The following is a 1,765-nucleotide window of genomic DNA, read 5'->3' on the forward strand; positions in this document are numbered from 1 at the left end:
TCCACCACATTCGGGGCAGTAGATCGTCTTACCCTTCTTGCCGGGGTGGGTCCAGCAACCCCACTAAGCCCAGCAGTTCTACGCCAGTGCCAAGATCCTCCACAGCGAGATCGGCCGTAGCCCTTGAAACCGGTTTCCGGGCCAAGGCCAGTACCCTTAAACCATCCGATGCCAGATCGGTAATTATCTGATCCCACCAATAACGCTCCAGGGCAGAGGTACCGCCGTTTTCTGTCACCTCCGCCTCGCACATATCCAGGATGCGCTCTGGAGCACCCTTGATGTACACCATGCTGTGGCCATGGTGATCATGGTTGAGAGTGGCCATAAAACGGGTCTGGGTGTCAAAGGGGATTTCATCCCTGCGGGGCCAATCGCGGACACCACCTTCAATATCAAACGTTGCCTTGTGAGCAAACACTTTCAGCGCCGCCTCCATAGGGTCGCCCTGAATGCGCGGCTGCTTTTCTCGTAAATCAAGGTGGGCATCGTTGCAAAGTCCAGCTGCCCGGGCCAGCTCCACCAACAACTCAGTGGCATCCACGGGGCGGCTATCCTGGCTTACGGCACCCTCAAGTTCATAACCCTCTCCGGATATGTCCAGGCGCTGTCGGCCCGCCACTGCTGTGGTCACCACCATTTCATTGCGGGTGAGTGTGCCGGTTTTGTCAGAACAAATTACTGATACCGCTCCCAGTGATTCAAGGACAGGCATTCGACGTACCACCGCCTGACGTTTCGCCATCTGGCGCACGCCTATCGCTAGCGTGATGGTTAGTATGGCTGGCAATCCCTCTGGAATGGCGGCCACCGTCAGCCCTACAACGGCCATGAACAGCTCTTGGAAAGACAGGCTACTGAAGACCAGGCCGCCGGCAAATACGGCTGCAGCGGCAATGACTATAATGGCGGACAACATTTTGGCAAAGCGGTCCATCTTTTCTACCAAGGGCGTTTTTAGAGACGTGGTCCTTGCCAACAAACCAGAGATACGACCAATCTCCGTCGCCGCTCCGGTACGAACCACAACCCCACGCCCGGTACCCGTAGATACCATGGTGCCGGAAAATGCCATGCTGTTTTGGTCACCCAACGCTGCTTCTTTATCCACCGGTTCCGGGGATTTCTCTACCGCCACGGATTCACCCGTAAGGATGGCTTCCTCTATCTTCAAGTTATGGCATTTTTCCAGGCGGGTATCCGCCGGTACGCGGTCGCCGGGTTCCAGTAGCACCGTGTCTCCGGGCACCAGGTCAGCGGCGTTAATTTGATGCTGGCCATCCTCACGGACTACACGTGCCTTCGGTGCCAGCATATGTCCAATGGCGGACAGTGCCTGCTCGGCCTTGCCTTCCTGGATAAAGCCCACCAGCGTCTGGATCACCACTACTGCCATGATGACCCCTGCATCCACCCAGTGGCCGAGTGCCCCTGTAATAGCCGCCGCAGCCAACAGAACGTATATCAAGACGTTGCGGAGCTGGCGAGTGAGTCTAGCAAGGGGCCCGCTTGCCTTTCCTTCCGGCAGACGATTAGGGCCATAGACGGCAAGCCGCGCGGCGGCTTCCTCACCACTCAGGGGCGCTGTTGCTTCCAGTAGCTCTCTGGTACCGGAAGCATTCACGGAGTGCCAGTGCTGTTCTGAAGATTGCTGGGTTAAGTTATTTTCAGACAGCATAGGTACCTGCCCGGAGTTCAAGAATTGCGAGTGCATCCCTCAGCCTACCAATGCCACGGAGGACACCACCGCTTTCGGCGAAGTTGA

At 57.1% G+C, this 1,765-nt stretch carries 1 protein-coding gene; it reads right to left on the reverse strand.

The annotated features are described in order from the left end of the window. Window positions 1-28 precede the first annotated feature (28 nt). Window positions 29-1,678 carry an HAD-IC family P-type ATPase gene (locus tag AAC035_RS21165; protein WP_339807099.1) on the reverse strand — a complete coding sequence of 550 codons (1,650 nt, stop codon included), beginning with the start codon at window positions 1,676-1,678 and terminating at the stop codon, window positions 29-31. Window positions 1,679-1,765: the final 87 nt, after the last annotated feature.

Source organism: uncultured Marinobacter sp. (assembly GCF_963974375.1).
Lineage (GTDB): Bacteria > Pseudomonadota > Gammaproteobacteria > Pseudomonadales > Oleiphilaceae > Marinobacter.